This window comes from Paraburkholderia sp. BR10937 (genome assembly GCF_040965695.1).
In the GTDB taxonomy this organism is placed as follows: Bacteria; Pseudomonadota; Gammaproteobacteria; order Burkholderiales; family Burkholderiaceae; genus Paraburkholderia.
Genome location: NZ_JBFRCL010000221.1, coordinates 1 through 255 on the forward strand (window position 1 = coordinate 1; position 255 = coordinate 255).

Below are 255 nucleotides of genomic sequence, written 5' to 3' on the forward strand. Positions count from 1 at the left end.
TGCGCGCGAGCGGCGTGAGGCCCAGCGCCTCGGCCTTCTTCGCCGACATCACCACGACCGCCGCTGCGCCGTCGTTGATGCCCGACGCGGTCGCCGCCGTCACCGTGCCATCCTTGTTGAACGCCGGCTTCAGGCCCGCGAGCGAGTCGGCCGTCACGCCGTGGCGCACGAATTCGTCGGTCGCGAACTGCAGCGGCTCGCCCTTGCGCTGCGGAATCGCCACCGGCACGATTTCCGCGTCGAAGCGGCCGGCCT

Annotated in this window: 1 pseudogene; it reads right to left on the reverse strand. The window is 71.8% G+C overall.

The annotated features are described in order from the left end of the window. A pseudogene (locus AB4Y44_RS42740) lies at positions 1 to 255 on the reverse strand (acetyl-CoA C-acetyltransferase); the annotation flags it as partial.